General features: G+C 61.1%; 26 protein-coding genes and 2 pseudogenes. 23 read left to right on the top strand and 5 right to left on the bottom strand.

Annotated elements, in window-relative coordinates; translation table 11 throughout:
- Positions 1 to 74 precede the first annotated feature (74 nt).
- The 16 genes from ACHMW7_RS16015 to ACHMW7_RS15940 all read left to right on the top strand — a co-directional run bounded on the left by ACHMW7_RS16015 (position 75) and on the right by ACHMW7_RS15940 (position 11,164).
- Positions 75 to 329: a hypothetical protein gene (locus ACHMW7_RS16015; RefSeq protein WP_395451156.1), complete on the top strand. Its 255-nt coding sequence runs from the start codon at positions 75 to 77 to the stop codon at positions 327 to 329.
- A 94-nt stretch (positions 330 to 423) separates the two neighbouring features.
- Positions 424 to 693: a hypothetical protein gene (locus ACHMW7_RS16010; RefSeq protein ID WP_395451155.1), complete on the top strand. Its 270-nt coding sequence runs from the start codon at positions 424 to 426 to the stop codon at positions 691 to 693.
- Between the two features lies 1 nt (position 694).
- On the top strand, positions 695 to 1,735 hold the full coding sequence (locus ACHMW7_RS16005; RefSeq protein WP_395451154.1) for an HNH endonuclease signature motif containing protein: 1,041 nt from the start codon (positions 695 to 697) through the stop codon (positions 1,733 to 1,735).
- Positions 1,728 to 2,693 (top strand): hypothetical protein, encoded by a 966-nt coding sequence (locus tag ACHMW7_RS16000; RefSeq protein WP_395451153.1) that lies wholly within the window; start codon positions 1,728 to 1,730, stop codon positions 2,691 to 2,693. The genes ACHMW7_RS16005 and ACHMW7_RS16000 overlap by 8 nt, the downstream gene beginning before the upstream one ends.
- On the top strand, positions 2,693 to 3,013 hold the full coding sequence (locus ACHMW7_RS15995; RefSeq protein WP_395451152.1) for a hypothetical protein: 321 nt from the start codon (positions 2,693 to 2,695) through the stop codon (positions 3,011 to 3,013). The genes ACHMW7_RS16000 and ACHMW7_RS15995 overlap by 1 nt, the downstream gene beginning before the upstream one ends.
- Position 3,014: 1 nt before the next feature.
- Positions 3,015 to 3,368 carry a DUF4406 domain-containing protein gene (locus ACHMW7_RS15990; RefSeq protein ID WP_395451151.1) on the top strand — a complete coding sequence of 118 codons (354 nt, stop codon included), beginning with the start codon at positions 3,015 to 3,017 and terminating at the stop codon, positions 3,366 to 3,368.
- Positions 3,369 to 3,666: 298 nt separating this feature from the next.
- Positions 3,667 to 4,467: a hypothetical protein gene (locus tag ACHMW7_RS15985; protein ID WP_395451150.1), complete on the top strand. Its 801-nt coding sequence runs from the start codon at positions 3,667 to 3,669 to the stop codon at positions 4,465 to 4,467.
- On the top strand, positions 4,464 to 4,919 hold the full coding sequence (locus tag ACHMW7_RS15980) for a hypothetical protein (protein WP_395451149.1): 456 nt from the start codon (positions 4,464 to 4,466) through the stop codon (positions 4,917 to 4,919). Before ACHMW7_RS15985 ends, ACHMW7_RS15980 begins: the two co-directional genes overlap by 4 nt.
- Positions 4,909 to 5,211, top strand: coding sequence for a hypothetical protein (locus tag ACHMW7_RS15975; RefSeq protein WP_395451148.1), 303 nt, complete (start codon positions 4,909 to 4,911; stop codon positions 5,209 to 5,211). Before ACHMW7_RS15980 ends, ACHMW7_RS15975 begins: the two co-directional genes overlap by 11 nt.
- Entirely contained in the window at positions 5,204 to 5,440 is a 237-nt protein-coding gene (locus ACHMW7_RS15970) for a hypothetical protein (protein ID WP_395451147.1), read from the top strand. The genes ACHMW7_RS15975 and ACHMW7_RS15970 overlap by 8 nt, the downstream gene beginning before the upstream one ends.
- Positions 5,433 to 5,696, top strand: a complete 264-nt coding sequence (locus tag ACHMW7_RS15965) for a hypothetical protein (RefSeq protein WP_395451146.1) — start codon at positions 5,433 to 5,435, stop codon at positions 5,694 to 5,696. The genes ACHMW7_RS15970 and ACHMW7_RS15965 overlap by 8 nt, the downstream gene beginning before the upstream one ends.
- Positions 5,693 to 5,956, top strand: coding sequence for a helix-turn-helix domain-containing protein (locus ACHMW7_RS15960; protein WP_395451145.1), 264 nt, complete (start codon positions 5,693 to 5,695; stop codon positions 5,954 to 5,956). The genes ACHMW7_RS15965 and ACHMW7_RS15960 overlap by 4 nt, the downstream gene beginning before the upstream one ends.
- The gene (locus ACHMW7_RS15955) at positions 5,851 to 6,915 is read left to right on the top strand and encodes a tyrosine-type recombinase/integrase (protein WP_395451144.1); all 1,065 of its coding nucleotides are present in this window, start codon (positions 5,851 to 5,853) and stop codon (positions 6,913 to 6,915) included. The genes ACHMW7_RS15960 and ACHMW7_RS15955 overlap by 106 nt, the downstream gene beginning before the upstream one ends.
- A complete protein-coding gene (locus tag ACHMW7_RS15950; protein ID WP_395451143.1) occupies positions 6,908 to 7,447 on the top strand; it encodes a helix-turn-helix domain-containing protein in 540 nt (179 codons plus the stop codon). The genes ACHMW7_RS15955 and ACHMW7_RS15950 overlap by 8 nt, the downstream gene beginning before the upstream one ends.
- Before the next feature lie 997 nt (positions 7,448 to 8,444).
- Complete coding sequence (locus tag ACHMW7_RS15945; protein WP_395451142.1) at positions 8,445 to 10,340, top strand: LTA synthase family protein; 1,896 nt, start codon at positions 8,445 to 8,447, stop codon at positions 10,338 to 10,340.
- Positions 10,341 to 10,387: 47 nt separating this feature from the next.
- A complete protein-coding gene (locus tag ACHMW7_RS15940) occupies positions 10,388 to 11,164 on the top strand; it encodes a glycosyltransferase family 25 protein (protein ID WP_395451141.1) in 777 nt (258 codons plus the stop codon).
- Positions 11,165 to 11,241: 77 nt separating this feature from the next.
- On the opposite strand, the gene ACHMW7_RS15935 is transcribed toward ACHMW7_RS15940, so the two are convergent.
- A complete protein-coding gene (locus tag ACHMW7_RS15935) occupies positions 11,242 to 13,110 on the bottom strand; it encodes a murein L,D-transpeptidase (RefSeq protein ID WP_395451140.1) in 1,869 nt (622 codons plus the stop codon).
- A gap of 275 nt (positions 13,111 to 13,385) precedes the next feature.
- Between ACHMW7_RS15935 and ACHMW7_RS15930 the strand changes: the two are divergent.
- From ACHMW7_RS15930 to ACHMW7_RS15920, 3 genes and pseudogenes are all read left to right on the top strand, one after another.
- Positions 13,386 to 13,782 (top strand): annotated as a pseudogene (locus ACHMW7_RS15930) (rhodanese-like domain-containing protein).
- Between the two features lie 72 nt (positions 13,783 to 13,854).
- Complete coding sequence (locus ACHMW7_RS15925) at positions 13,855 to 14,658, top strand: MerR family transcriptional regulator (RefSeq protein WP_395451139.1); 804 nt, start codon at positions 13,855 to 13,857, stop codon at positions 14,656 to 14,658.
- 14 nt (positions 14,659 to 14,672) lie between these two features.
- Positions 14,673 to 15,602, top strand: a complete 930-nt coding sequence (locus ACHMW7_RS15920; RefSeq protein ID WP_395451138.1) for a hypothetical protein — start codon at positions 14,673 to 14,675, stop codon at positions 15,600 to 15,602.
- 39 nt (positions 15,603 to 15,641) lie between these two features.
- On the opposite strand, the gene ACHMW7_RS15915 is transcribed toward ACHMW7_RS15920, so the two are convergent.
- A complete protein-coding gene (locus tag ACHMW7_RS15915) occupies positions 15,642 to 16,547 on the bottom strand; it encodes an alpha/beta hydrolase (protein WP_395451137.1) in 906 nt (301 codons plus the stop codon).
- Positions 16,548 to 16,595: 48 nt separating this feature from the next.
- Between ACHMW7_RS15915 and ACHMW7_RS15910 the strand changes: the two genes are divergently transcribed.
- Positions 16,596 to 17,045, top strand: a complete 450-nt coding sequence (locus tag ACHMW7_RS15910) for a MarR family winged helix-turn-helix transcriptional regulator (protein WP_395451136.1) — start codon at positions 16,596 to 16,598, stop codon at positions 17,043 to 17,045.
- A gap of 3 nt (positions 17,046 to 17,048) precedes the next feature.
- Here ACHMW7_RS15910 and ACHMW7_RS15905 read toward each other — a convergent pair whose 3' ends face one another.
- The 3 genes from ACHMW7_RS15905 to ACHMW7_RS15895 form a co-directional block, all read right to left on the bottom strand.
- Complete coding sequence (locus ACHMW7_RS15905; protein ID WP_395451135.1) at positions 17,049 to 17,933, bottom strand: sulfite oxidase heme-binding subunit YedZ; 885 nt, start codon at positions 17,931 to 17,933, stop codon at positions 17,049 to 17,051.
- 141 nt (positions 17,934 to 18,074) lie between these two features.
- Positions 18,075 to 18,686, bottom strand: coding sequence for a pyridoxamine 5'-phosphate oxidase family protein (locus tag ACHMW7_RS15900; RefSeq protein ID WP_395451134.1), 612 nt, complete (start codon positions 18,684 to 18,686; stop codon positions 18,075 to 18,077).
- Between the two features lie 67 nt (positions 18,687 to 18,753).
- Positions 18,754 to 19,107: a gamma-butyrobetaine hydroxylase-like domain-containing protein gene (locus ACHMW7_RS15895; RefSeq protein ID WP_395451133.1), complete on the bottom strand. Its 354-nt coding sequence runs from the start codon at positions 19,105 to 19,107 to the stop codon at positions 18,754 to 18,756.
- A 206-nt stretch (positions 19,108 to 19,313) separates the two neighbouring features.
- Here ACHMW7_RS15895 and moaA point away from each other — a divergent pair, with 206 nt between their 5' ends.
- The 3 genes and pseudogenes from moaA to ACHMW7_RS15880 all read left to right on the top strand — a co-directional run.
- On the top strand, positions 19,314 to 20,309 hold the full coding sequence (gene moaA, locus ACHMW7_RS15890; protein WP_395451132.1) for a GTP 3',8-cyclase MoaA: 996 nt from the start codon (positions 19,314 to 19,316) through the stop codon (positions 20,307 to 20,309).
- An 80-nt stretch (positions 20,310 to 20,389) separates the two neighbouring features.
- Positions 20,390 to 21,376, top strand: coding sequence for a hypothetical protein (locus ACHMW7_RS15885; RefSeq protein WP_395451131.1), 987 nt, complete (start codon positions 20,390 to 20,392; stop codon positions 21,374 to 21,376).
- Positions 21,377 to 21,550, top strand: a pseudogene (locus ACHMW7_RS15880) (GTP 3',8-cyclase MoaA); the annotation flags it as partial. It lies immediately after the preceding gene.
- Between the last annotated feature and the right edge of the window lie 39 nt (positions 21,551 to 21,589).

Here is a 21,589-nt window from a genome sequence, read left to right as displayed (position 1 = left end):
CGAGGCTTGCAAGCTGCGGATCGTCGAGCGCCAGGGCGACAAGTGCGCACTTACTGGCCGCGCGTTCCGCCCCGGTGACGGCATCGAGTCTCGACCACATCACCCCACTTTGGCTCGGTGGCCAAAACCGCGAGCGCAATTTGCAGGCTGTGATCGGCGATGCCCACAAGAACAAGACCCGCGTCGAAGCGACGGTAAGGGCCAAGATCAAATCCACCAAGGCCAGAAACCTCGGCATCAAGAAGCCGAAATCGAGCCTGTCGCACCCGTATCTGAAAAAGCGGATGGACGGCACGGTCGTCGACCGCCGCACCGGAGAAATCCGGTGACCAGATCCACAATTTCAATCACCGGCGACATCGAGGCAGGCAAGCGCATCATCGCTGCTGTCCGCCCCTTGTTCGCACAAGTGAGGACAGAGGCATGAGCATGAAGATTGAAGACGGCGGTCCGGCATTTCCAGTTCTGTACGGGCAGACAAACGGGCTCGACGGCATGAGCCTTCGCGACTGGTTCGCCGGTCAACAGGCTGCTGCTGCCATGACCTCCGCAAATGGTCTCGGCAGTTTCAGCAAGGCTGAGCGCGTTGCGGCGTTCAAGATCGTCGCGGAAATCTCCTACGAAGTCGCCGATGCCCTGCTTGCCGCCCGTTCCAAATCCGCCCCCGCTCCCTCCCCAGCCAGGAGTGCTTAGCATGGCTGGAACAAAGCATACGGCGGGCCCATGGGCTTGGTTCGGCAACGCAAATAGCAACCACGTCTATCTAGCTACAGTTCACGGTGGTCGCCGCTACGTCATGGATTTTACGCGATGGGGAATGCGCGGTGCGCAACCTCGCTTCCAGCCCGAACGCGGCGGTATGGTCGACGCAAAAGACCTGCTTCAGTTCGAGGTCGGAGACCAGAATATCGTAGGCGTCGACGCGGCTCGCAAGGACACCAGCGTCTACCGTTACGATGTTCGCGGGATCAATTGCGCGGACGCCCGCCTGATCGCCGCCGCTCCTGATCTTCTGGGCGAGCTTAAGCGCATGGTCGAGCACTTCAGCGCATGGTCGAGCACTTCAGCGCGTGGGCCAACGATCATTCCGACGAGGCGACAACCGAAACGTGGGCAGCGCTGCACTGCGCCCGCGACGTCATCTCGAAAGCGGAGGGCTCCTCCCATGCATAGGGCACAGAAGCGTCTTCGCGAGATGTTCGCGTTCGACGAGGAAGCCGGGCATCTGATCTGGCGCGAACGCCCGAGCGACCATTTCGCGACGGCTGCGGCCGGGAAGATTTGGAACTCGCGTTACGCGGGCACGGTCGCTGGCGTCATTGGTGCGAAGGGCTATCGACGCATCAAATTCGCCGGCAAAACGTGGAGTGCACATCGCCTGATCTGGATTTACATCAACGGGCAGATCCCTGACGGACTTCAGGTTGACCACATCAACGGCAATCGCAGTGATAACTGTCTCGACAATTTGCGCCTCGTCACAAACGCCGAGAACAGTCGAAACCAGTCAATGCCGCGCAACAACACATCCGGTGTGATGGGGGTTGTCTGGCATAGGCGCGCCCGCAAGTGGCAAGCGCAGGTCAAGATAACTGGGCAGACCAAATACCTAGGCCTATTCGACACGATCGAAGCTGCATCCAGCGCGTGCGCGAAGGCCGAGATTGCCTTCGGTTTTCACCCTAGCCACGGCAAACGCCCTGCCGCCAAATTGGATGGTCGCTCCCATGCATGAACTCGACAAGACGGGACTGGAAGCGGCGGCGCGCGCGATCTGCGAAAGCATGGAGGCCGACAACTACGACCATTTGCCTGAAAACGGCGTCGTCAAAGCCGCATACCGCCAGCAAGCGCGTGACGGTGTTTCCGCCTACCTCTCCACCACTTCAGCAGGAGTGACGGAGGAGCAGACCGTATCGGTTGATCTCATGCAACGCGTGTGGCGCAACCTCTACTTCAACGAGGATGAAGCGGGTTACACGTTTCAGGCGACATTGAACGAGGTAGTCGAGTGGCTTTCAGAGGTAGTTGGCTGGACCGCCACCACCTCGTTCGACAGTTCCTACCATGTGACTATCGAGGGCGACGTCTTTCGCCTTACTCATGTCGGGCTCGCAGCCAAGCTTTTGGCTGAAACAGGTTCGGAGGCCGAGGCCAAAGCCACTGCTCAATCGGACTTCGAAGCTCGCATTTCAGCCGCCCTCGAAGCCTCTCGGGTAGCGCCAGTCAGCACATACCCCGGCGTTGCTGACGCGATTGAACGTCTTCATGAAGCTGCTCACCGCGATAGCGCCGTGACGATCTCCGTTCGCGCGCAAGACCTGCGCAACGTCCTTTCCGCGCTTGCGTCCTCGTCCGGTGCGCCAGTCAGCCAGAAAGAGGCAGAGACCCCATGCCCTGTCTGCGGCAATGAAGAGCGTGGTCAGGGCGGCTATCTGTCTTGCGAATGCCCCTCGCCAGTCAGCCAGAAAGAGGCGGCCCACCCCGACGATTTGGCGGTCGACCGTTTCGCCGCCGTCATGAAGGCGAAGCTCGCAAAGAAGCGCGAGGAAGGCCGTGGCGGTTGGGAAGGGCCAGCCTGTAACGCCGAAATCCTGTCCATCATGCTGCGCAAGCACGTCGAGAAGGGCGACCCGGTCGACGTGGCGAACCTCGCCATGATGCTCCAGCAACGCGGCGAAGGGATTGTCTGATGGGTAGCGTCTTCACCTGCAAGCTCAACCCGTGCTGCGGTGATCGCCGCAACTGCGAGCCACCACGCCAGTATGACAGCCCATCGCCTCCACCAAGCCCGCCCCTGCCTACGCCAGTCTCAGCCCCTGTGGGGGATCGCCCGACCGGGCATGTCGCTATCGCACACGATGGCTTCTCCGGTGAGATCATCGGCCACTACATCACCCGCGAAGGCAAGTCGGGCGTCGTCGTCCAGCAGGACGGTACTCGCGTCGTCCACGTCTATGGCGAGAAGTGGCTGAACGCCGACCTCCGCTCCCCGGCTGTGGAGGGCAAGTAGCATGGCGAAGCGCACCATTTATCTAAGTGGCCCCATCTCGGGCATGCCCGACAAGAATCATCCGCTCTTTATGTCCGTCGCGCAGCAGTTACGCGCCGAGGGGCACGAAGTGTTCAACCCGCGCGAGTTCTGCTGGACCGAGAACGTATTCCCCAAGCGAAAGGCGTTCGCGGCGTACTGCGACTTCATCTGCAATCGCGCAGACACCATCGTTCTTCTGCCAGGCTGGCAGCATTCGAAGGGTGCGACAACCGAAGCTGGCCTAGCGGAAAACTGCGGGCTCGACATCATAGAATGGTCGGCGTGGGCACGCGAAGCCCTGCCTATGGTAGATGATGTCGGAGGTGGTCCATGATTGCCTCTAGGCTGCGCGGGGTAGCAAGACAGATTTCCCGTGGGTGCGGCACTCTTCCTCACGTCGGCGAGCATCCTGGCACAGTGGTCGTGATCGCATTGGTCGGAGCGGGCGGTCTCGCTGGTGCGGCAAAAGCCGCAAGCATTTTGGGGGCTCTGGTTGGCGGCGTTAGCATCGCGGCAGTTATCGTTCCGATCTATCTTGCTGGCGCCTACAGCCGCGCCGAACTAAGTGATCGCCTCGCCGAGAAACGCGCCGCTCTCACCGCCCCTAGTGCCAGCGCGCAAGGGGGTGAGCTGTGAGCCGTATCGTCTCCTGGTTCTCCTGTGGTGCCGCCAGCGCAGTCGCAACGAAGCTTGCCATTCAGGCCGCCAACGGTCGCGACGTCGTCGTTGCCTACTGCGACACCAGCAAACGCGAGCATCCCGACAACATCCGGTTTCTCAGGGACTGCGAGCGCTGGTTCGGCCAGGAAGTCCTCATCCTCGGCAATGACGACTATGACCGCGACCCCGATGTGGTGTTTCGTAAGACGAGGTTTCTTGTCGGCCCAACCGGTGCGCGATGCACATCCGAGTTGAAGCGGTCGGTGCGTCTGGGTTTCCAGCGCCCTGACGACACTGTCATCCTTGGGTACACCACGGAGGAATTCGAAAGGCGCCACCTGCGAACGGCCCAAGCTGAGCCATTCGTCAACTTCTGGCCGATCCTGCATGAGCGAGGCCTGACGAAAGACGATTGCTTGGCGATGCTTGAGCGAGCCGGGATCGAACTGCCGGCCATGTACAAGCTCGGCTACCGCAACAACAACTGCATTGGCTGCGTAAAGGGCCAAGCCGGCTACTGGAACAAGATCCGCGTCGATTTCCCCGAACGGTTCGCAGAGATGGCCGCCATCGAGCGCGAGCTAGGCCGCGCCATCTGCAAGCGTGAGTGGCGCGATCCAGACGGCACCCGCCATCTTGAGCGCATCCCGCTTGACCGCCTGCCGCCAGACCTTGGCCGATACGAGAGCGAGCCGGACATTTCATGCGGCATCATCTGCCAGTCGGCGTCCATTGAAATCGAAGACTGCGACGCAGCGGAGGCCGCAGCATGACCGACACCCTGCGCGGGCTTATCGAGCGGCTGGAGAAGTTGGAAGGGCCATCGACAGAGGCCAATGCCGACATCTTGGAAGCCACCGGCGGGTGCGCTCACCGGGAAACCGAATACTACTGCATTGAAGACGGCAACGATTACGACAGCGGCTTCACTTGCAAGCGGTGCCACGAGGATACGTACGGCCAGAGCGTGCCGCCTTACACCGCCTCCCTCGACGCAGCCGTTGCTCTGGTAGAGCGCGTGCTTCCGGGGTGGCGTGTCGAAAACCTCTGCGAATGGGACGCTGATGTGCTTCGGCAGAGAGGGCCATGGACGTGCGATTTGATGAGGCGGGGCAAGGATTTTGCAGACCACTTCCCTGCAAAATGCGCCCATGCGCCCACCCCCGCCATCGCCCTCCTGATCGCCACCCTGAAAGCCCTCCAGGAGAACAGCAATGAGCGCTGAGATTGCAGAGGCACGGGCGGTCATCGCCGTGATGAACGCTGAGATCAAGCGCCTTCGCAGTGTTGCGGGGGCCAGCCGCGTTGATCTGATCGACAAGCTGGAGGCAGCGGAAATCGCCCTCGACGCCAAGGATAAGCGAATAGCTGAACTGGAGGATAGGCAAGTCGCCGCGCGCGAATTTGTCGTGCGGCACCCGTCTCTGACGATCATCGACTTGGCCGAGTTCGATGCGTACCTGCGCGTGACGGACGCCCTTTCCCGCCTCCTCAATAAGGAAGATCGAAATGGGTGAGACATTCCGCATCTATTTCACTCTCGATGGGAAAGACTACGCGACGCGGGAATGGCCGGCAGTGCCGCATGTAGGCGAGCATGTGATGTTTCATCTCAAAGACGGCCCATTCGTCGCCAAAGTGACGCGTGTCGTGTGGGGCGTAGACAAAGACCACAAAGACCGCATCCCCTCAGTCAACTGCACCATCGACAGAGATGCATCACCCGAGGGAGAAGCAAATGGGTAGAAGGGTGGAGACGGAAAAGCTGATCGAATTCGCGCGCGAAATGTGTCGTGTCGCCTTTGATGGTGGCGACATGGATGGATGGGAAATCCAAGAAACCGCCGAGAGGTACGGGCTCATTGAGGCTGTTCGGTACGATCCCAAGCTACATACCAATGTGGCCAACGCTGAATATTGCCGGCCCGGTGACATCATCTATGTCTTCGCTGGCCCTCTCGCTTCCCCCGCCCCTGTTACACAGAAGGATAAGGCGGAATGACGCCACACCCGAATGTCTATTCCCCGCGGACCCTGGCTATCAACTGGGGCTGCTCCGAGCGCCATGTGCGCAATCTCATCAATGCCGGCCAGTTGCGGGCTTTCCGGGTAGGCAAGCTACTCAGGATCGATCCCAAGGCCGTGGAGGACTATCAATGCCAAAATACCGTCTCGGAAGACTGCGCGGAGGCTATGTCGCGGTCTACTATGACGAGAGCGGCGCCCGTCACCGAAATTCGCTTGGCACGGATAGCAAGGTAGCGGCCCAAGCCGCAGTCGACGATCTCAACAAACGGGAAGAGAGCGCGCCAGGCCAGACGGTCAGGAAGTTGTGGGATTCCTACCGGCAGGAGAAAGCCGGGCACCGGATCGCCGAGAGCATGTTGACCACATGGAAGGCGCTCGAGCCGACATTCGGCGATCGCGTTGCTGAGAGCATCGGCGACGAGACTGTCCACGCCTACATCAAATGGCGACGGCAGCCGACTGAGGCTATCGCGGGCCTTCCTGGCATTCCCGGCAAGCCGGCCTATCCCAACGGCCGATCAGACGGCACGATCTGGACTGAGCTCAACCACCTCCGGATCGTCATGGAATGGGCCAAGAAGCGCAACCGCATCCAGCTTGCGCCTTACATCCCTATGCCGCCGAAGCCGGCGCCACGCGATCGATGGCTTTCAAGATCCGATGTGCAATTGCTCATCGACAACGCGACCAGCGAGCATGTCCGGTTGTTCATCATCCTGGCGATAACCACCGGCGGGCGAAAAGAGGCCCTGCTTACGCTGACATGGGAGCAGATCGATTTCGTTCGTGGGATCATCCATCTGGATGACCAGCAGTCGACGCAGAAGCGTAAAGGCCGCGCCTCCGTGCCGATGAACAAGAGCGTTCGTGTCGCTCTCGTCGAGGCGCGCAAGGCGGCTCTCAGCAAGTATGTCATCGAATGGAACGGTGCACCTGTGAAGTCGGTCAAGCGATCGCTCGCGAAGACAGCGGAGAAGGCTCGGCTTGAAGATGTCACCGCCCACGTCTTTAGGCACTCGGCGGCACGATGGCAGGCCGAGGCTGGTATCCCGATGTCCAAGATTGCCCAGTATCTGGGTCACAGCGACAGCCGGATCACCGAGAAGGTCTATGCTCGTTTCGCCCCTGGTCACATGCAGGACGCCGCCGACGTTCTCGACATCGGTTTTGCGGAGGTGCAGGCAATTGGCTGAAGTCTACTCCTCGATGTCGCTCGCGAAGGAATGGGGCTGTTCGCGATCCACCGTTCATACCATCGTTACCAGTGGGCGACTTCCGGCGTTCAGCATAGGAGTCGGCTTCAACCATATCCGCATTACGAAGCAGGCGGTGCTGGAATACCTGGAGAAATACGGCAATCCAATTGATACGGACCCTGACAGGCGCGACCTCGCCGATACAATTGCGAAGTGGGGCGAGCCCTACGAGGGCAACGTTTATTTTGCCGCCACGGATGGCTACGTGAAGATCGGCTATGCTCGCCGCTCGAACCTCTTGGCCCGTCTCTGGGACATTCAGTCGATGAACCCGCATCCCGTTGTTCTCCTAGCGATACTGTCCGGGACAATAAGTGATGAGAAGGCTTTGCACCGCCGGTTCTGTAGGTTGCGAGTGCGTGGCGAGTGGTTCCATCGACGAGGCGAATTGCTGGAATTCATCGCGTCTATACCGCGCAAGGGTGTTCCCAGTGTCACACGTGAACCAACGACCGTGCCCGGAAGGTGAACGGATTGCCAACATTGCCGAAAACGACGCAGCAAAAACGCTGGTTTTCTGCGGTTTCCGAACCGGGCCGACACTTCACACGGGTGGGGTCATAGGTTCAATCCCTATATCGCCCACCATTCTCCATTCCGCATATCTCGGGCCCGACGTCACCACGCGCTGATCGCGATCTCGTCGATGTTGCTGTTCCGCACCTCGGCGACCTGCAGCTGCGCCAAGCTGAGCCTGATCTAGGCCAGCACTACGGTTGAAGCGGACCTTCTGGTTCCGGCTCTGTGGGTGTCACGGGTGTCACAGGCTTTTGTCTGACCTGCCGCTCCGGACGATCGCTGCCGTCTGCCGGCTTTGCCGCACGCTCGCAGTGGTCGCTCTTTCGAAAAGCAGCGTCGCCGCTTTCAATTTTGCACCGCCGCGTATCGGCCTGGCAGGCCGCCAACAGCGAAAGTGACACAAAAACGAGAGCAATCTTCCGTACAGAAGGCATGAATTCCTCCGGATACACCGCACCCCCCGCCCAACACCTTAGGCACAACAAAATTCGCACAAGATTACATTTTCGAATACCATTCAAATAACTTGGCGTAATCCGCATAACAATGTTTATTGAATTATCTCAATTCTACAATTCGCGGCGACCTACTTGAATCTGCTGGAAGAATTGAATAGCCGCAACGCGCCCCTTCAGTTCTCGGACTACTGGAGACAAAGAACACGCGACTGCGTTACGAACCTCGATCAGGAGACGCAAAGCGGCGGCCTGGACAATGGCAGTCTTCTGCATGATGGATCGCTAATTCAATCGATTCGTCTGCACTATTGGCCATGTCCGGGAGAAGACCGAAAGGCTGCATGGAAGCATGCAATCCTCTTTGCGACGGCAACGACTATACGCATGCCTAGACTAAACATCGCGGCCGGCCAATACATCGCCCTCGTTGCGATTCGATCGTCACAATATGATTCTGTTTTATTGAAGTGATTTCCAAACGACTTACAGATGAAACTGACCGAGAGCCTTTTGAAGCGAAGCTACGCGCTCTATTTCGTGGCCATCTACGCTCTGTATCTCGCCCTCCTACTGATGGCCCTGCGAGAGCGGAATCCAGCATTCGCCATCAACACCAGCACCATCTTGCTGCCGGCGATCGAGCTCGCGTTCTTTTGGGTGCTCGGGCTTGTTGCCTGGCATGTTCAGCGTGCCAATTCGCTGGCCATGCCGGCATTACTCGTGTTTCTCAGCGTGCCCTTGCTAGTGATGTTGGTCTACATGGTGCAGGGCTTTTCAGCCTATCTGTCAGGGCATTACATCTCCGTTCTCGCATTGGAGAACTACACCGACGGCAGCCAGTATGCGGCAAAGCCGCTGTTCTTCATCATCGCAGCCATTGGATTCGGAAGCTGGACCTGCATTTCTCTGGTCGCCCTCAAGGCGCGCAGGCAGGCGGTGCTCCGCCGGCCCGGAAAGGGCCTCGTTATCGTTGCCCCAGTTGCCTGCCTGCTCTTCGCCGGCATGTTTGACAGCTCCTCCTTCACCGAAAGGACCCTTCAGTTGCGTCCGGATATGGCACCGGTCACATCTCTTGCCCGCAAGTTTCGCGATCTGCACAGGGCTCGCAACAGCCTCTCGGACATGGCCGACACGCTGGATCGGCAAGGCATCAGCCTGCCGATCCACGACCGCTACCCCTTGTTGCGGGACAAGGCCTATTCCAGCCCTTTGTCGTTTGACAAAGCACAATCGGCGGCAGACAGGCCGAACGTCATCGTGATCTTTGCCGAGGGACTGTCTGCCCGCTTTCTGGGAACCTATGGCGGCAAGCATCAGGACCTGATGCCCAACATTGACCGCTTCGCCGCGCGCTCGATGACTGTCTACAATTACTTCAGCCACACGGCAGCCACCTATAGGGGAATTCAGGGACAACTGGTTTCCGGATATCCAAGAAACGGCGGCGCTGAAAGTGGCGGCTGGGAGGCCGAGGGCGAAGACAACACCGCAAACCTCAAGAGCATCAACTACCGGACGATACCCAGCATCCTTCTGGACCAGGGATACAAGACGGCATTTCTGTCCTCGAGCGCTGAGGGCGCCAATTTCAACATCATGCTGAAGTCACTTGGGTTTGAAACGGTCTACACCGTGGAAACACTCCCTGAATTGTTGGGTGGAAGACCGGCAGCGCTCAGTTCCGGCACGTCTGATGCTGCCGACGCCGAGATATTTTCCGGCCTGAAAGGCTTCCTGGAGAAACAGGCCTCAGGCGGCGATAAGCAGCCGTTCTTTGTCGCGACCTACAATGTCGGCACCCACGCCTTCCTGGATTCCGACAGCGCCGGCGTGACTTATGGCAACGGCGATAACCCTGCCCTGAACCGGATGCACAATTTCGATGCGCAGCTCGGAAGTTTCCTAGACTACTTTCAGAACTCGAGTTTCTCCGGCAACACGATCCTGATAATTACGGCCGATCACGCGACCTATCCCGAGCCCGCCGTGGTCAAGGCCTTGCAGGCTGACGACTACCAAGCCTACTTCGTCGACCGCATCCCTTTGATCATTCATCACAGGGGATTGACACTGCCGGCGGCTTTCGACGCCGACTATCGTACATCGGTCGATTTCGCCCCCACGCTGCTGCATCTGCTTTCATTTCAGAGAGTCAAAAACGCCTTCATGGGATTTTCGATTTTTGAGCAAGCACCCGCGCACCACATGCCGCTGGCAGCAATGGGAGACGAGTTCTACTACATCGGGCCGCAAGGGATTTCCAAGGCGCCAGCAGCAACAGATGTGAGTGGGAAACACCTTGCCTATCAAAACTACGTAAGGATGTACTACTGGCTTGAGAGCCAAAATCGGGTGTTTCCGCCTGGGGAAACTGCATCGAATTGACCGGCACCGACCGTTCTGCGATCAGCAGGCGAGCGGGGAAAGATCCAATGCGGTGCTTCGTCATCAACCTTGATCGGGAGACAAAACGGCTGGCCTGGATGACCGCGGCCTTCCGCCGGATGGGGCTGGGCTTCGAGCGCTTCAGCGCGATCGACAAGACCGTGCTATCTGACGACATCATCAACCGGCTCGTTGTCCGCGATCACCACCATTGGTCACCAGGCGAAGTTGCCTGTTTCATGAGCCATATCGCTGTGTGGCAACGCATCGCCGAAGGCAGCGACGCGCATGCGGTCGTGCTCGAAGACGATGTCTATTTCAGCCAGGATGCCGCCCTTTTTCTGAGCGACGACGCGTGGATTCCTGCAGGGGTCGACCTGATCAAGCTCGAAACGACGCTGAATCCCGTGTTGGTCGGCCGACAAGGACGCAAGATCATGGGGCACCGCCTGCTGCCGCTGTACAGTTTCCACAATGGCGCCGCCGCCTATGTCATCTCCAAGCGCCTGGCCGCACAATTGGTTGGGCTAGCGAGCAAGATCGACCGTCCGGTGGACGATTTTGTCTTCGACATGACCAGGCACCAGACGCCCTGCTGGCAATTGTCGCCCGCCATCGGCATCCAGGAAATGTTTTTTCCCGGCCACGAGATAACGCTGCCGAGCAATCTTGAGCCGGAACGGCGGGCGACACCACGCCTGCCGCGGCCGAAAGTGCGGCTGTCGCGATCCGAAAAGGCAATGCGCGAAATCCGGCGGCTATTCTGGAGGATCCGGCGCCTGCCCCGGCGTGCCATCATTCCGATGGGCGCCCAGAACCAGTAGTTTGTTCAGGGCACGCAGATGCCCGGCTGGCCCGGGGCCTTATCCTTGACCTGGTGGTTGCGTGCCCGCGTGGCCGATCAGATGCTCGGTGCCCTGGCAGCGTCGGTGCGTGTCATGGCATCCTTCAGCTTTGCATCGCGGTCGTAGACATCGCCGAAATACTCGACCTTGCCGTCGAGATCGGGCCAGGCGGTGAAGTAGGCGACATAGACCGGGATCTTGCGCGTCACCTTCTCGAAGGAATGGCCCTGCTTCAGCTTGGCCGCGATGTGATCGACGTCGGTGCCGAGCACTGCGGCTGCCATGGCACGCGGATCGGACAAGCGGATACAGCCGTGGCTGAAGGCGCGGCTGTCGCGGTCGAACAGCGCCTTTTGCGGCGTGTCGTGCATGTAGATGGCATGCTTGTTGGGAAACAGGATCTTGAGCTCGCCAAGAGCATTTGCCTCGCTCGGCGCCTGCCGCACGCTGAAGGGCACCTTCGAGCCGTACTGGCCCCAATTGATCGCCGATGATGGAATGCGCTGGCCGCGCGAATCTGTGACTTCATAGCCGGCGCGGTCGAGATAGCTGGGATCGTTGCGCAGGCGCGGCAGCATCTCGTTGACGATGATCGACTGCGGCACGCCCCAATACGGGTTGTAGTCGACCTGCTCGATCTCGTCCTGGAAGAAGCTGGTCTGGTTGGTGGTCTTGCCGATCACCGTCCGCATCTTGAGCTTTTCGACGCCACCGTCGATGTAGCTTGCGGTATAGGCCGGCTGGTTGATGAAAACGCGTGGGCTGCCGAGGTCGGAAGGCAGCCAGCGCAGCTGTTCGAGCGCGACAAGGACCTTGTCCAGCCGATCGGCCTTGGACGTGCCGGCAAGTATCGCCACCGTGCGCGGACCGACAACGCCGTCGGCCTTGAGCCCTGCCCGCTTCTGAACCGCCTCGATGACCGGCACCAGTTCGGATGAATAGGTTTCGCTGTTGCCGAGCCGGGCAAGCGTTTCGCCAAACTCCCCGCCCATCTCGTCGTCGAGATCGCGGGCGATGAGGTGCAGAAGCTTGGGCAGTTCCGGGCTGGTCTCGCCCGGCTTGAGCAGAAGCTTGGGGTCGACGACGATGTCGTTTTCCTCGCTCGCCTTGAGCGCTTCGAGCTCGACGCGCAAGGCCTTGTACTCGGGGTTCTCAGGATGAAACCCTTCGAGGAACACGCGCGCCTCATTCGACTGGCCAAGGCTCTTCAGCACACCAACCATATCAAGCGGTTTGGCCGCGAAATCGTAGTAGCCCGAGATACGGTTCGGATCGATCCGTCCGCCTTGCGCGTCATGCACATAACGCAGCACGCGCGCCGACATCGCCATTTCGAAACGGATCAGCGTCCTCATCCTGCCGACGGTGTCATCGAGCGCATAGGCTGCCGGCGGCACCGAGACCGCATAATCGGCCGGCATCAGCCCATGGCTGGCGGCGTCGCTCAACGTCCTGATCGCCTCTTCGGCACGGCTGTTGGCGGTATGCCCGGTGACCCAGATGAAATCGGGATTAGCCGTGTAATAGTCGAGCAGCGCCTTGGCGATATCCTTCTCGGCGACGAGATCGAAGGCATCGAGCCCGGCCAATGCTTCACGGAAGGCAGTGCCGGCAAGCGACGGCTCCAGCGACACCGACTGCGTGCCGGCGACCAGCTTGGAGAAGTCGACAGTCACCATCGCATCGGTCTTGTAGGTGTAATAGGACGGCGCGCTGATCTTGGTCGCAGCCACGGGGGCCCGTTTCTTCTGGACCGGCGCCGGCGGAAACTCGCCTTGCTGGTGGCGGGGGGCACGGTTGCCGCTGCCACCGAACAGGATATCGAAGAAGTTCTGCGCACCGGCCTGCGGCGCGCCAAGCGCCACCGTCGCGGCCAGGGCAGCTAGCGGAAGCGAGATCGTCCTGTTCAGGAAAGAAAACTTCATAAGACACCATCCCTGCCCGGAAACTGCACTAGAATCGCTATGCGCCGGCGGAAGAATTCCTGCCCCCAAATGGCTGATGTAAGGCGCTACTCTCTCGATTCATACCGATAACGTTAAGCTTTCATAAATTTCCCGGCAGCTGTTGCCGAACAGTTTCACATCATCGTGAGGCAAGCCGGCAGGTGGCACAATTCATCAGCGATGACAGCCTTGTCGCTTCATGTGATCACTTGGCCTGACAAGCTGAACTTGGGCCGAATTGACGCGAGGGCAAGGTGAAGAAGGGTTACAGGGAATTGCTCGACGAGGCCAATGCAGTGGTCGAGGTAGTGTCGCCGGAGGAAGCTGCCACGCTGCTCGACGATACCAATACCATCTTCGTCGACTTGCGCGACCCGCGCGAGGTCGAGCGCGAGGGCCGGATTTTCAGGCGCCCAGCATTGCCCGCGTGGCATGCTCGAATTCTGGATCGACCCGGACAGCCCTTACCACAAGCCGTTCTTTTCCAGCGGCAAGAATTTCGTCTTCTTTTGCGCCGGCGGCTGGCGCTCGGCGCTCGCCGCCAAGACCGCGCAGGAGATGGGGCTGGAGCCGGTGCGCCACATCCTTGGCGGCTTCACCGCCTGGCGCGCCGCCGGCCTGCCGACCGAACCAGGCGTAAAAAGAAGCTGACCCGGAGCGGGGCGGGCGAAGTTTTTCCGAGCGCTTGACCTCGCCCCTGGGGCCAACCCTAGACACGCTGCCATGACCGATTCCTATCTCCTCGCCGGCCGTTTCGGGGCCGCCACGCGACTGTCGCCAAAGGCATTGCGGCTCTATGCCGAGCAAGGCCTGCTGGTGCCGGTCCACGTCGATCCGCAGACCGGCTATCGCTACTACGCCTCCTCGCAGGCGCCACGGGCGCGTCTGATCGCGCGGCTGCGCCGGCTGGGGCTGCCGATCGCCCGCGTCGCGCAGTTGCTGGAGCTCACGCCGGAAGCACGCGTCGTCGAACTGCAAAGCTGGCTGAGCGCGCAGAACGACAGGCTTGCCGACCAGGCCGAACTCGTACGCGCCCTCTCCCGGCAAGCCGAAGGCGGCGAACCGGCATTGACGGCGACGATCGGCCTGCGCGAGGTATCGGCCGCAAAGGTCGTCTCACGACAGCGCCAGATCGGAATCGAGGGGCTGGACGATTTCATCGCCGGAGCCGAAGCGGAAATCCGGGCGCATTTGCGCGCCTCGGGATTGGCTTGCGACGGATTGACGAGCGTACACTTTCACGACCTTGTCAGCCGCGACAGCGAAGGCCTCGTCGAGGTCGCAGTGGACTATGAGGGAAACCTCGAGCCGGCAGGCGACCTGCTGATCAGACTGCAGCCGGCGAGGCGCGAGGTCTATCTGCCGGTGCCCAAGGCCTATGAGGATTTTCCCCGCGTCATGCACGTCTACGACGCCCTTGAAGTCTGGCTCGACGCGCGGAGCGACTTGAGCTGCACCGGCAGCCCCTGCGAAACCTATCCCGGAACCCAAGGCGCACGTTTCGACGTCGCCTACCCGATCATCTGACAAGAGGTCCAGACATGACGCACTTTGCCTACACGGGCTCGGGCCCGTATTGCTATGCCAATTCCTTCGCCATGATGTTCGGAGCCGATGCGCCGTCGACCGCTGTCATCGAGGTGGCCATAGGCGGCCCGTTCGGCATGCAGTTGATCGGCGGCACGATGCCATTCTTCGACCCCTATGGCTGGGACCCGGAGAAAGGTTTTGAAGACGCGCTTTCAGCGCTTGGCTGGACATCTGATGTCACGCAAGGTGGCGACGCCGAGGAGGCCCTGGCGCGCCTCAAGGAGGCATTGGCCGCTGGCCCGGTCTGGATCGGTCCGGTCGAAATGGGGCATCTCCGGCATCAGCCACGCATGCGCGGCCCGATCGAGGCCGATCATTACGTCGTGGCGCTCGAAGTCGACGACGAGAGCATCCTGATGCACGATCCGCAGGGCTATCCCTACGCCCGCCTGCCGCTCGTCGACTTCATGGCCGCCTGGAGTGCCAGGACGCTGATCTATGGCACGCCGTATACGATGCGTACCGCCTTCAGGCGGATAGCCGACATCGCCGATGTGGACATGATCAAGGCGTCGATCCCTTCGGCGATCCGCTGGCTGTCGATGGCGGGTGAGCACGACATGCCGAAGGAAAGCTCGGGCAATGCCGCGGCCGCCGAAGCGCTGGCGCGCCTGATCGAGCGCGGCTGTGAGGAAGACCTGCGTGGCCACATGATACACTTCGCTGTCCGGGCCGGAGCACGCCGCGCGGCGGACGCCGCAACCTGCCTGGAGCGTGCGGGATACACCGACGCGGCAAGGATTGCGGACAAGCAGGCCCGGCTGATCGGCTCCCTGCAGTATCCGCTCGTTGCCGGCAATGACACCGCGGCGGCGGCATCGCTTCGCGAACTGGCGCCGACCTACGACATGCTAAGGGCGGCGTTGGAACGCCAGGGCTGAGCGCAGCGCTCCAACGCGGCGCCGCGGATCGGCGACCGGCTAGTGGACTGTATCGAGCTCCCGAGCGGCCTGGAGAAAGCCAACCGCCTCGGCCACCACCTTGGCGCTCGACAGGATGCGCCGATGACCGAGACCGTCGGCCCAGAACAGCCTGACATGGCCGCCGGCGCCGGCCATGGCGCGCGCTTCGTTGGCGGACACTTCCCTGTCGTCGGGAGCATGAATGACAAGCGTCGGAGTGGCCAGGCGCATCAGCAGCCTGGAGCCGACGAACTGGCCGATCGGGGTACCTGTCACACGCTGCACTTGCCCCGAAATAGCCCGTTGCGTTTTGGGTCCAAGGTTCAGATAGCGGCCGAAATCGTCGAACAGCTTGGGCATCGAATCGGGCGCGGCCACCAGCACCAGCCGCTTGGCTCCAAGTGGCTCGAACCCCTTGACGGTTCCGGCAGCAGCGTTGACGGCAACCGCACCGCCGAAGGAATGGCCGACGATCGCCTCGAAGGGCCCGAACCACTGGCCGGCGAGAGTGGCCGCCTCGACGGCCTTGGCCATGTCCAGTACGCGGCCGAGCGAGCTACCATGGCCGGGCAGGTCGAGCGAGATCACCCTGAGGCCGGCATTCCTGTAGCCTTCGATCAGCGCTTGCATATACTCGGTGCGCGAGCGCCAGCCGTGGATGACGAGCACGGTGCCCTTGCTCGCCCCCTCCGGGCGAAACTCGTGCATCGCCACGCAGCCGTTTTGGGTCTTGATTCGATGATGGCGAGCCTCGGCCATGAAGCTCGATGCGTTGCCGATGGCGCGCTTTTCGCCCGCGCTCAGCGAGCGTTGACTCGGCGTACGCCGAAAAAGCTCGAATGCGGCGCGACCAGCGAGACGTGGCGAAACCAGTTCGGCCGCACCGAACAGCCGCCGGATGACCTTGAGCCCGATTGATGCCATAGTGATTGTCCATCCATAAGTTCAATCATGAACAATAATAGTTCAATCATGAACAATAAGCAAGATTTGCCGTGGGACAACCCGCGGTTCCGCAACTGGGTTGCCGTGGCCAAGGCATGCCACTCGATGGAGCGCGCCCTGGCGAGCGCGTTGCAGCCGCACGACCTCAAGCCGGCGCAGCTCGATGTCCTGATGAACCTCTATCGCCATCCTGGCATTTCGCAGCACGATCTTGCACGCAAGCTGCTGGTCGGGCGCTCGAACATCACCATGCTCCTGCCGCAGCTGGAAAAGCGCACGCTGGTGCGCCGCGAGGCAGACGCCAAGGACCGCCGGGTCATGCGGCTGACGCTGACCGAAGACGGCGAGGCTCTGCTGATGCGGGCGCTGAAGGCCTATGGTGCGTTGATCGAAAAGGCGATGAGCGCGTCGACGCCGGAACAATGCGACCTGATCGGCGCGCACATGCTGCGCGTCGCCGACGCCTTGAAGGAATAGTCGTCAGGCGGCTGCCCTGACAGCCCGCCGGCCCCGCAGCACTTCGGCCTTGCCCATCGACCTGACGAACCCGAGCACCGCCACCGCAAGCCCTGTCGCCAGAACCCACCATGCCGGCCGGATCGTGTAGGAGAACTGCAGGTTGGCCCACAGCACACGGCGGGGTGGCACGCCGGTCGCCAGCCCATACCAGGCCGCCTCGACAAGCACAGTCGACAGCGCTGCAAGAACTGCAATCGAGATCAGCACAAGCGGCGACGTCAGGCTGAATCCACGCCAGTGGGCAAGGCGGTAGAACATCAAAAGCATGAACAAGCCTGCCATCAGCGTCGGCTGATAAACATCGGCCTTGGATTGCATGAAGAAATGCAGCGCCGCCAGAATGGCGACGCCGTAAACGATCTTGTGCAGCCGGTTCCAGTTGCGACCCAGCTTCTTGATCGCCGCGTCGGTCGACGTTGCACCAAGCGCGACAAGCCCGAGCAGCGCGACAAATCCGATGGTGAGATAGATGCGCAGCGCGATCTCGCTGACCACGCGCACCACATCCCAGTTCTGGTCGAAGAAATAGAGCACCAGATGGCCGAGCGCGTAGCTGAGAGCCGCGATGCCGAGCATGCGGCGGATGAGGATCAGCTTTGGCCATTGCCCGATGCGGCGTAGTGGCGTCACCGCCAGCGACAGAAGCAGGAAGCGGATCGCCCAGTCGCCGGTTTCGTGGATCGCCGCCGTGAACGGCCGCGGGCCGAGCAGCGTGCTGGCACCAGCGCCCTGCGGAAAGCCTTGCACCGCATAGTAGCCAAGCAGCAGCGCCGGCACCAACGTTCCGGCAAATGCCAAAGCCTTGAGCGGCGAGAGTTTTCCGGCGCGGTCTGTCCAAGGTGTCATTCAAAAGGCTCCAGCAATCTTGCCGGTATACGTGGCGAATGCCGTCCGAGTTACGCCGACGGCAATCACATTGATTTGAGGCCTGCTGGCCTGCTTCACATCATTCTTCCGGCCTTCGCAGGACTTCCTACCCCCATCCGCCTACCACATCGACTTCTTGGCGCGCTCGGGCCATTCGCGGTCATAGGTTTCGCCGTCGATGCCCTGGCGGCTGGTGACGGCAAGAATCTGACCGGGCGTCGGCAACGACTTCGGATCGACATGACGTTCCGGATTCCACAACTCGGACCGGACGATCGCTCGGGCGCACTGGAAATAAACGGCATCGACGTCGATCACCGTCACCGATCGCGCCGGCTTGCCTTCGACTGTGAACGACGCACACAGTTCCGCGTCGACGTTGATATGGGCACGACCATTGACGCGCAGCGTCGTGCCGGAACCCGGCACCAAAAACAGCAGCGCGACGCGCGGATCGCGGATGATGTTCCTCAGCGAGTCGGCACGGTTGTTGCCGCGGCGGTCCGGCATCATCAGTGTGCGTGGATCGTGGATGCGGATGAAGCCGGCCAGGTCGCCGCGCGGCGAGCAGTCGAGCCCCTCGGGCCCGCTGGTCGCCAGCGAGACGAAGGGCGAGGCTTCGATAAAAGCGGCGTATTCGGGAATGACGTGATCGAGCTCCTTCACCAGCGAGGTTTCGCCGGGAACGCCATACAGCACCTCGAGCTGTTCCACCGTTGAAATGAGCGACATCGTCCCTCCCCTCTTCCTGCTTCGATGCAGCTGCGCTTAGCCGGCCAATGTGAACGACCAAAGACAGTCAGCGATCGCGGCTCAAGCCTTTTTGCGCCAGTTCGTCGACATATTCCTGCCAGCGCTTGTCCTTGTCGTGGCCAAGCGTGTGCAAGTAATTCCAGGTGAAGATACCGGTGTCGTGGAAATCGTCGAAGGTGATGCGCACTGCATAGTTGCCCACCGGCTCGATCTTGAGGATCGCAACGTCCTTCTTGCCGGGCACGGTGACCCGCTGTTCGGGCGAATGGCCCTGCACTTCTGCCGAGGGAGAAAGCACACGCAGCAGCTCGGCTGAAAGTTCGAACGGGCGATGGTCCGGAAACGTCACCGTCAACAGCTTGCGGTCCTTGGAGACCCTCAGTTCTTTCGGTGCCGTCATGATCCGCCCTGCCGTTGTGAACTGCCCTTCACTACTGCGCTTCGGACGCCGCGAAAAGCGCTAAGACACCACCAACACCGCAAAGCGAACGGAGTCACCCCAAGGCAACAAACTTTCATCTTGATTGACATGTCCAAGCGTACAACATAGCCGTAATATGAAGGTGCCGGCTAACGCACCACGAACGGGAAACGGAAGCGCAGACCATGGATATGATCGATCCTTTCGGTCGCTCGATCAGTTATCTGCGCGTGTCGGTCACCGACCGCTGCGATTTCCGCTGCACCTATTGCATGGCCGAAGACATGGCCTTCTTGCCCAAGAAGGACCTGCTGTCGCTCGAAGAACTCGACAGGCTCTGCACGGTTTTCATCGAAAAGGGCGTCAAGAAGCTGCGCCTGACCGGTGGCGAACCACTGGTGCGCAAGAACGTCATGCACCTCATCCGCCAGCTGTCGCGCCATCTCGATAGTGGCGCGCTGGAAGAATTGACGCTGACGACCAACGGTTCGCAGCTGTCGCGCTTCGCCCAGGAATTGGCTGATTGCGGCGTCAAACGCATCAATGTTTCGCTCGACACGCTCGATCCAGACAAGTTCCACGCCATCACCCGCTGGGGCCACCTTGCCAAGGTGATGGAAGGCATCGACGCCGCCCAGGTGGCCGGCCTGCACATCAAGATCAATGCGGTTGCCCTCAAGGACTTCAACGACACCGAAATCCCGGAAATCCTGCGCTGGGCCAATGGCCGCGGTATGGACCTGACGGTCATCGAAACGATGCCGATGGGCGAAATCGATGCCGACCGCACCGACCAGTATTTGCCGCTGTCGCTGCTCAGGGCCAATCTCGAACGCCAGTTCACCCTGACCGACATTCCGTTCAAGACCGGCGGTCCGGCGCGTTACGTCAATGTCGCCGAAACAGGCGGCAAGCTCGGCTTCATCACGCCGATGACGCATAATTTCTGCGAGAGCTGCAACCGGGTGCGCCTGACCTGCACCGGCACGCTCTACATGTGCCTCGGCCAGGAAGACGCCGCCGACCTCAGGGCGCCGCTTCGCGCCTCCGAAGGCAACGAGCTGTTGTCGAACGCCATCGACGAGGCGATCGGGCGCAAGCCCAAGGGCCACGACTTCATCATCGACCGCCGCACCAATCGCCCGTCAGTCTCCCGCCATATGAGCGTGACGGGCGGCTGAGCGACATCGACCTTCGCCACCCGACAACGTCCTCGTGAGGCAATGGGCATGCTTACCGGCTCGCCGCGACGTTCTCCGCAATGACGCTGGCGAAGCGTGTCGCACGCAAGCTGCAAGCGCTGTGGCGCCATGTGTTTCCGCGCGCGCCGGCGTGCCGCGTTGAAACCGTCGGCCGTGCGCGGCTTGCATACGATCCGCAGTATCCGACATTCGTACGGGAATACTATTTGTACTGTGTCGCATTGTTCCGCGAAACGCTGGCCGTGCGCGACGCGCCGGTCAATCTCGTGTTCGGCGACTCCGAGGTGGACTGCGGCAATGCGAACCGCACGCGGCGCATCGATGTCCAGTGGGAACACACGCTGGTCAAGCCGGGCGGGCGCGACAGCGACGGCGCGCCGACCGGTGCCGTGCCGTTGCCGGACGGCCAAGGGCACTATCTCGCGCGCGTGGTGAACCGCGCGGTGGTCGAATCGGCCGACGTGATCGTCGACTACAGCCGGCCGAATGTCGAAAACCTGCGCCGCGCCGGCGGCTTCGATGCGTATCTGGCCAAGACGATCGTGCTCGCGCCGCTGCTGTACGACACCGACGTCACCCCGGGCACGCGGCGGCGCGACGCGATAACGCTGTTTGGCGACGTCGCGCAACCACGCCGCGCGGCGTTTCTTGAAGCGGCCCACGCGGCGCGCCTGTCGCTGCTCAATGTCAGCGGTGTCTACGCGGGCGCAGCGCTGTGCACGCTGTACCGCGACACGCGCGTGCTCGTGAACGTGCATCAGACCGGCCAGCACCACACGTTCGAGGAATTGCGCGTGTTGCCGGCGCTGCTGTGCGGTGTCGTCGTCGTCAGCGAAGACGTGCCGCTGCGCGAGTCGATCGCGTATCACCCGTTCGTGGTGTGGGCGCGCTACGGCGAACTCGCCGACACGGTGCGCGCGGTGCTCGCCGACTACGCGGCCTATCGCGAACGGATCTTCGGCGACGGGCGATTCGAGGCGGTCGTCGAGCAAATGAGGCAGGACAATCGCGATGCGGTGAAGACCGCGCTGCAGCGGTTGCGGTAGCGTCGCGACGCGGCCGACCTCAGGGCGCCGCTGCGCGCCTCCGAAGGCAACGAGCTTTTGTCCAATGCCATTGACGAGGCGATCGGGCGCAAGCCCAAGGGCCACGATTTCATCATCGACCGCCGCACCAATCGCCCGTCCGTCTCGCGCCATATGAGTGTGACAGGCGGCTAAGTTGCAGCTATCGTCGCCACCCGACAACGTCCTCGTGAG

The organism is Aminobacter sp. UC22_36 (assembly GCF_044056035.1).
Classification (GTDB): Bacteria; Pseudomonadota; Alphaproteobacteria; order Rhizobiales; family Rhizobiaceae; genus Aminobacter.
Note: the sequence above shows the minus strand (reverse complement) of the source record. Positions and strands in the feature narration are given on the sequence as shown.